Annotated in this window: 10 protein-coding genes and 1 rRNA gene; all 11 read right to left on the minus strand. The window is 38.5% G+C overall.

The window, feature by feature from the left end:
- Positions 1-9: 9 nt before the first annotated feature.
- Positions 10-888, minus strand: coding sequence for a 16S rRNA (cytidine(1402)-2'-O)-methyltransferase (gene rsmI / locus ACFSFY_RS01390; RefSeq protein WP_381535389.1), 879 nt, complete (start codon positions 886-888; stop codon positions 10-12).
- Positions 866-1,153: a GIY-YIG nuclease family protein gene (locus ACFSFY_RS01395; RefSeq protein ID WP_381535390.1), complete on the minus strand. Its 288-nt coding sequence runs from the start codon at positions 1,151-1,153 to the stop codon at positions 866-868. Before ACFSFY_RS01395 ends, rsmI begins: the two co-directional genes overlap by 23 nt.
- On the minus strand, positions 1,137-1,886 hold the full coding sequence (locus ACFSFY_RS01400; protein ID WP_381535391.1) for a tRNA1(Val) (adenine(37)-N6)-methyltransferase: 750 nt from the start codon (positions 1,884-1,886) through the stop codon (positions 1,137-1,139). The genes ACFSFY_RS01395 and ACFSFY_RS01400 overlap by 17 nt, the downstream gene beginning before the upstream one ends.
- 61 nt (positions 1,887-1,947) lie before the next feature.
- Positions 1,948-2,310, minus strand: coding sequence for a DNA replication initiation control protein YabA (yabA, locus tag ACFSFY_RS01405; RefSeq protein ID WP_381535392.1), 363 nt, complete (start codon positions 2,308-2,310; stop codon positions 1,948-1,950).
- Between the two features lie 13 nt (positions 2,311-2,323).
- Positions 2,324-3,151: a PSP1 domain-containing protein gene (locus ACFSFY_RS01410; RefSeq protein ID WP_381535393.1), complete on the minus strand. Its 828-nt coding sequence runs from the start codon at positions 3,149-3,151 to the stop codon at positions 2,324-2,326.
- On the minus strand, positions 3,144-4,151 hold the full coding sequence (holB, locus tag ACFSFY_RS01415; RefSeq protein ID WP_381535394.1) for a DNA polymerase III subunit delta': 1,008 nt from the start codon (positions 4,149-4,151) through the stop codon (positions 3,144-3,146). Before holB ends, ACFSFY_RS01410 begins: the two co-directional genes overlap by 8 nt.
- Before the next feature lie 58 nt (positions 4,152-4,209).
- Positions 4,210-4,650, minus strand: a complete 441-nt coding sequence (locus tag ACFSFY_RS01420) for a YaaR family protein (RefSeq protein WP_381535395.1) — start codon at positions 4,648-4,650, stop codon at positions 4,210-4,212.
- 18 nt (positions 4,651-4,668) lie between these two features.
- On the minus strand, positions 4,669-4,998 hold the full coding sequence (locus ACFSFY_RS01425) for a cyclic-di-AMP receptor (protein WP_381535396.1): 330 nt from the start codon (positions 4,996-4,998) through the stop codon (positions 4,669-4,671).
- A 52-nt stretch (positions 4,999-5,050) separates the two neighbouring features.
- Positions 5,051-5,680: a dTMP kinase gene (gene tmk, locus ACFSFY_RS01430; RefSeq protein WP_381535397.1), complete on the minus strand. Its 630-nt coding sequence runs from the start codon at positions 5,678-5,680 to the stop codon at positions 5,051-5,053.
- A 1-nt stretch (position 5,681) separates the two neighbouring features.
- Positions 5,682-7,118 carry an aminotransferase class I/II-fold pyridoxal phosphate-dependent enzyme gene (locus ACFSFY_RS01435; protein WP_381535398.1) on the minus strand — a complete coding sequence of 479 codons (1,437 nt, stop codon included), beginning with the start codon at positions 7,116-7,118 and terminating at the stop codon, positions 5,682-5,684.
- A 112-nt stretch (positions 7,119-7,230) separates the two neighbouring features.
- Positions 7,231-7,346 (minus strand): 5S ribosomal RNA (gene rrf, locus ACFSFY_RS01440).
- Between the last annotated feature and the right edge of the window lie 271 nt (positions 7,347-7,617).

Raw genomic sequence — 7,617 nt, forward strand, 5'->3', positions numbered from 1 at the left:
TTTCATTTTTTAATCCGATTCGACATGATACTCTTTATAAACATCACGACGACTCAAACCGCGTTCAAGTGAAACCTCACGAATTGCCTCTTTTGATCGTATTCCTTTTCTATCCATCAATTCAATTACATGATCTCTAAGGGAAAGATCTTGCCACCAAGCTACTTTCTCTTCTATTTCCAATCCATCGTCCCCTTCAAGAACAATGCAAAACTCTCCTCTTAGTTCGTTAGATTCTACCCAAACTAAGGCTTCTTCAAGCGTTCCACGTAAAAACTCTTCAAAACGTTTCGTTAGCTCCCTAGCGAGAACAACACGTCTGGAACTTCCAAGTATTTCATTCAGCGCTCGTATCGTTTCCTTTAATCTATGTGGTGCTTCATAAAAGATAATTGTTTCTTCCCTCATTTTCAACATGTCCAACTGAGTACTTCTTTCTTTTTTATTGCGAGATAAAAATCCATAAAAAAGAAATGGTTGTGGTATAAGCCCTGAGGCAACAAGTGCACTGATCGCAGCATTTGCACCCGGAACTGGGACAACATCATACCCGGCAATAATCGCTTTTGAAACAATATCTGCGCCCGGATCTGATATACAAGGCATTCCAGCATCACTAACAAGTGCGACGCTTTTCCCTTCATTAAGTAGTGCTAGTATTTTGTCTCCACCTATCAGTATATTATGTTCATGATAACTAGTTAGCGGAGTTTTTATTTCAAAATGATTGCATAGTTTAATTGTATTTCTGGTGTCTTCAGCCGCTATCACATCTACTTCTTTCATTATCCGAATGGCTCGATACGTCATATCTTCTAGATTCCCGATTGGTGTCCCAACAAGAAACAACTTTCCGCCATTAACTTCAGCACTCTTTTGCGACTTCATCCTTACCAGGCCCCTTCGCGATATAAATTTCCTTCTCACTTCGTTTTAATTGTTTAAACCTATATTCGGCTTGCATGGCTTGACGTTGTGTCTCATGTTTTTCGTGATAGATGCAGTGCACGGGGAGTTTAGCACGAGTATATTTTGCACCCTTACCTTCATTATGTACACGAACTCTTCGTTCTAAATTATTTGTATACCCTGCATAGTAAGATCCATCATTGCATTCAAGTACATAAAACAGATGATTAGTTATTGTGTCCATAAAGTAACAGCCTCACTTCTTCCGTATATTCACCGTTAGGACCGTATACGTATAGTGGTGGCAATATCTTCAAGTCAGGCTTACCGTCTTTCGTACCTTCTATAAGTAGTGTGTTTGCATCCTTCCCTTCTTTTGGATAAACAAACTGAATTCGTTTTGGCTCGATTCGATTTGCTCTCATTGCGGTAACAATATCCAATAGTCGGCCAGGGCGATGTACAAATGCTGCTTTCCCACCTTGTTTCAACAACTCACTTGCGGATTGAATTGCTTGTTCAAGTGTTAGATGAATTTCATGTCTCGCAATGGCTACATGTTCTTTTAAATTTTTTTCACTTGCTTCATGAGCTAAAAAATAGGGGGGATTACAAGTCACTGTATCATAGGATTCATAACCGATTTTTGCAGCAATGCCAATAACATCGTCATTTAGTATTCGAATTTGATGTTCTAAGTTATTGTAACGGATGCTTCTATCCGCCATGTCGGCTAATCGTTCCTGTAATTCAACTGCAGTAATCTCTGCTTTTGTTCTAGCACTTAAAAAAAGTGGAATTGCTCCATTACCTGCACAAAGATCTACAACTTTCCCTGCTCGAAGTGGTAAATAGGCGAACTTAGCTAATAGTACCGCATCTAGAGAAAAGGAGAACACAGAGGGACTTTGAATAATTCTTAAGTTTTCAGCCAACAAATAATCCAATCGTTCATCATCAATCAATAATTCTTTCATACAATCACTCCTATCAAAAGAAAAAAAGCCGATGCCTACATCACAATAGGGTCGGCTTTAATTACACATTTTGTTTATTTAAGAAAGACAGACAAAATAGACAGTCTTCACCTTTACGAGCACTACCATAATGAACATTACAAACATGAAACCCTTCATTATAGAGGCGCGCCAAATTGTCGACACCCTCACCAACATCAATTGTCTGTCCCTTTCTTTCAAGTTGTTGTTTCTTCGCCGGTTGTTGCAATTCTAAATCGATTTCTTCTAGCCTTTTACGCAGATGATGATTTTCGAGTTGAAGCGAATAGTTTTCCTCCGTCATTCCTGCGACGAATCCTATCAATTCACGGAATTGCTTATGCATGGCTTCAAGCTCTTGTTCAAACTTCATCACTCTGTCTAAAAAATTCCTTTCTTTCAACTTTCTCACCCCATCATTTTATCAAATGAGCCATATTATTTTCTGGATTCATTATTTCCTCTAAGGTATATTCAAGGACAAGATCTTGGTCAACCAAACTAACTTGAAGCAGTCGTTCTAGAAGGTTTAAACCAACAACTCTTCCAACTCCCTCAGGTGTATCAATCTTAGTACCAACATCTGGCATAAGTGCTTTTGCTTGCTCATAATCGTCGTTTTCATACTTTAAACAACACATTAAACGGCCACATAGGCCAGATATTTTAGATGGATTTAGAGATAGATTCTGATCTTTTGCCATCTTAATCGAAACGGGTTCGAAATCACCCAAAAATGTAGAGCAACAAAGCATTCTACCGCAAGGGCCAATACCACCAAGCATTTTTGCTTCATCTCGAACTCCTATTTGACGTAATTCAATACGCGTTCTAAAAATCGAAGCAAGATCCTTAACAAGGTTTCGGAAATCTACTCTTCCCTCGGCCGTGAAATAAAAGACAATCTTATTCCTATCGAATGTATACTCTACATCAACGAGTTTCATTTCGAGTTTATGTTCTTCGATTTTCTCAACGCCTGTTTCAAAAGCCCGCATGGCTTCGCTGTTGTTCTCTTCGACTCTTTCTAAATCAGCCGGTGTGGCAGGACGAACTACTTTTTTCAAAGGTAACACTATATCGTTTTCATCAACATCTCTGGCACGAATAACAACTTTTCCATACTCGACTCCTCTAGCTGTTTCAACAATTACATAATTGCCTTCTTCAAGTTCATAATCACGTGGATCGAAATAATATATTTTACCCGCCTTTTTAAAGCGGACTCCTACTACTTTATACAACAAGTAACCCCTCCTGCATGTTGAGCACCAATTGTTCCATTAGAAGCGTGCGATTCATATTACTGTTCAGATGCCGTTTAGATTGTAGCACCGCTTCCATTATCGCAGAGAGTCGGCCATACGTCATCCTCATTGCAAGACCTTTGAAAGAATCTTTTTGGTCTGGGAAAGTTAATGTCGAATCCAATCCAGCTTTCAACGTTACAATGTCTCGGTAAACGTATAAAAGCAAATCAAGTCCAAGATCAACGTCTTCCTTTTCTTTAATAACTTGCAACCAGTTTGTTTGAATAAACAAAAGTGCTTCATGGACATTTGTTTCTGATGCTTCTACTAATTTTAACACTGTTTTTCGTACCTGTGCAAATTGTTCATCGTTGGCAAGCAATAAAGCTTCATTATTATTGGACGTTATCATTGTAACTGTTGCTGCCATTGACATTGTAAGTCCTGTTTCTATAAGTTCATTTATCATTACATCACGGGATGGAGGAAGGAATGATATGCGTTGACAACGCGACTGAATTGTTGGAAGAAGTGATTGATAAGAATCCGTAAGTAGAATTGCTGTTACATCGCCCTCCGGTTCCTCCAGAAACTTAAGCAAAGTATTTGCAGCTGCGTTATTCATCCGATCCGCAGATTTAATTATATAAATCTTCCTCCCGGATTCGTACCCTTTTCTAGTCATACTGAAAATAAGTTCGGATATTTGTTCTTTCTTTATGTTTTGGCCATCGGGATGTATCAAAGTTATATTGGGGTGATTCCCAGTAGACACCCTTCGACAAGAACTACATGTTTCACATGGAACATATTCGACAGGACTTTTACAAAGGAGAAGCTTTGCAAAAAACAGCGCCGTAGCTTCTTTTCCTGTTCCATTTTTACCGTCAAACAAGTATGCATGTCCTATCCGGTTATTTTTAAAACTAGATGAGAGTCGTGTAATAACAACCTTCTGATTTTTAATAAGTATATCTTGCTCTTCCGGTGCCATTATACTGTCCCTCCTATTTCAAAAAAGCCCGTGTTTCTAAGTGACAGAAAACACGGGTTTACATATATAAGTTAATAAGAAGCCCTTTAATTTCTCCGATTTTATCTAATAAATCGATTGAGGTCTTTTCTTCATTCAATAAATCCTCAGCCAATTCAATTAACAAAACATCGACTGTTTCTACAATCTTCAGTCGTCGTCCTTCACCAAACTGATTCCATGTATGTGATTGTTTTAACCCCATACCTGATTCAACGGCTTCTTTCATAAAGCGGCGAACGAGCATTTTAAATTTAGCCATATCACGAAGGTTTCTAGATCTTGCAATGCGATCTGAGGCAGTAGATATATCGCCTAATAGTCGGGGAACTTGCTCACCATGGAGCTTTTGAGCCTGTTTTTCAACCATTTTCCCAAACTGGTCTCCACTACGTGAATTTTGTAGATGCTCATTCCTAATTTTATCAAGACCAGTTCGGTAGTCACTATTGACTTTCATTAGACTTCATTCCAATCATTAAAAATGATGAAAATGTTCAATTGGAAGAACGAATACCGTTGCTCCTCCGACTTCAACTTCAACTGGGTATGGAATATATGAATCCGCATTTCCACCCATTGGAGATACAGGGGCAACCATCTGATCTCTTGAACGACAATTTTCACGTATCAATTCAAGCGCTTTTGGTACAAGACTTTCATCAGTACCTACTAGAAAGGTCGTGTTCCCGGATCTAAGAAAACCACCTGTACTCGCCAACTTTGTTGCTCTAAAATCATTTTTTGTTAACGCAGCGGACAACCGGTTACTATCTTGGTCTTGTACAACAGCTACAATCAATTTCACGATTATCTCTCCCTTTAGGTTACTTTTCTTTATTATACCACGTATCTGGATATTAAATGAATTTAGACATGATTTCCCATACATTTTCCTTTACAATATCTTTAGATTGACTCGCATCCGTTGTATGAATACGATTTGGAAAGCGTTCAATCAGTAATTGATAACCTTCATACACTTTTTTGTGGAAGTTTATGCTTTCGTTGTCCAGTCTGTTTTGTTCACGTCCACTATTATTAGATATTCTTGCAAGACCATCTTCTGGCTTTATATCAAAAAACAGTGTCAAATCAGGCATTGTATCACCAATTGCAAATTGATTGATCGAAAGGACTTCTTCAATACCAAGCCCTCTAGCATATCCTTGATACGCTAAGGAACTATCAATAAACCGGTCACATAAAACGATTGTATCTTCATTCAATGCTGGAATCACTATTTCTACTAGATGTTGTCGGCGTGCAGCAGCATAAAGTAAAGCTTCCGTCTTTGCATCCATTTCCTGATGTGTATTATCAAGTATAATATGTCGAATTTTTTCCGCTATTGGGACTCCACCCGGTTCGCGAGTTAAGATGACTTTCCTTCCATCGCTTTTAAGTCGGTCATACAACTCTTTTATTACAGTTGTCTTTCCAGCACCTTCTGGACCTTCAAAGGTAATGAATAACCCCTTATCTGTCATGTTATTCCCCCGCCTCTCTATTTACTACTAAAATTTGTTTTTCATTCCAACGGATAGCACCTTGAAACTTTGCACCATTTTTATGAAGTGCAACAAGAGTATTCAATTGGCTTTTTGTTACCCTTTCCCCACCAAGTATAAGTGGGATTCCTGGTGGATATGGAATAATTGAATAGGCCAACATTTCACCAATTGCATCCTCAAAATCGATCCATGTAAATTCATTGTTTCTATGTTTATTAAATGAACCATCCAACTTTGATATCTCTTTATCAATGGTAACTGATTGCTGTAATACATCTACTTTCATTGACTTATCAAGCTTAGAAAATGCCCTTCGAACTTTAGTACAAATTCCCTCAAAAGGAAATTCAATATCGACTTTAAGAAGCGGTAAAATAAACAGAACCTGTTCCATATCTGCCAGCTCTGAATAAAGCCCTTCTTCATTAAAAAGCTTTTGCAGGTCAAAACCTGAATACTCCTTTGCACGTATAAGTAATTTGAGTGGATCATCCACTTCAATTACATTTAAATATGGAATACTTTTTAGATTTAAAATAAATGTTTTCCTTTGTTTAATAAAGTTTAGTTTATCTTCTTCATTAAATGACTCAGCATATGCACGTGCATCATCTAAAGAAGCCATTAACAGATAGGATGGACTACTCGATTGCAACATACCTAAATAATGCGCTACTCGCTCTGAACTAACCAATTTGGATTTCACGTGAAGAAAAGAAGCCATTGTCATTGCAGGAAGCGTTTTGTGTGCGGAATGCACGACAACGTCAGCTCCAAGTTCAAGTGCCGATTGTGGGAACGGTTCCCCTACAACAAAATGAGCGCCATGAGCTTCGTCTACAAGCACGGGTATATCCTGTCCATGACAGTATACTATTACCTCTTCTAACTCTTTTCCAGTTACACCATAATACGTAGGATATGTAAGAATAACCGCTTTCGTCTCAGGATACTCTTTAACTGCCTTACGAATTTGAGAAGCACTTACAGTTCCAATTGTTCTTGACTCACTATCCCAAGGAGGTGAGATTAGTATAGCTGTTGCACCAGTCAATTCAATTGCATGGAAAATCGACTTATGTGCATTTCGCTGCACAATGACTACATCATCCTTGCTACACGTAGCATAGATCATCGCCAAATTACCAACAGTTGAACCATTAACAAGGAAGAAACTCCGATTAGACCCATAAAACCCGGTCAACCTTTCCATTGCATCCTTTAAAACCCCTTCGGGTTCATGAAGATCGTCAAGACCTTCAAGCTCTGTCAAATCATAACGAAGCGCTAGACGTAAATCCAATGGCAATCCGGATAGAGCTCCATTCTTATGTCCTGGTACATGGAGTGATGCTGGATTATTTTCCAGAAACTTAACAAGCTGCTGAACAAGTGGTCGATTCGCATAGCTCAATGTTCATTTCACTTCCTCTTTACATCTATGGTCATTAAAATTGTATTTAAAGCAGTATATATATATGTATAAAAAAAAAGCTACTACCATTAAAGGTAATAACTTCTTTAGTGCCTGGCAACGTCCTACTCTTGCAGGGGGGAACCCCCAACTACCATCGGCGCTGAAGAGCTTAACTACCGTGTTCGAGATGGGAACGGGTGTGACCTCTTCGCTATTGCCACCAGACTTGAATGTTCTTTTTCAAGCACATTACTCATTATATCAAGTGATTCTAAAATTACAAGCATTATTTTTATGAACGTTGCTTGTTCGTTCAAAACTGGATAAAACGGACATTTTTTTGGAAGAATCGTTAGATCCTTCCGACGAATCGAGGTCAATCATACCTCTTTATTAGCGAAGAATAAAGTACATTCTTCTTTATTGGTTAAGTCCTCGATCAATTAGTATCCGTCAGCTACACACGTCGCCGCGCTTACACCCCGGACCTATCAAC

This window comes from Sporosarcina siberiensis (assembly GCF_042681925.1).
GTDB classification, from domain to species: Bacteria; Bacillota; Bacilli; order Bacillales_A; family Planococcaceae; genus Sporosarcina; species Sporosarcina siberiensis.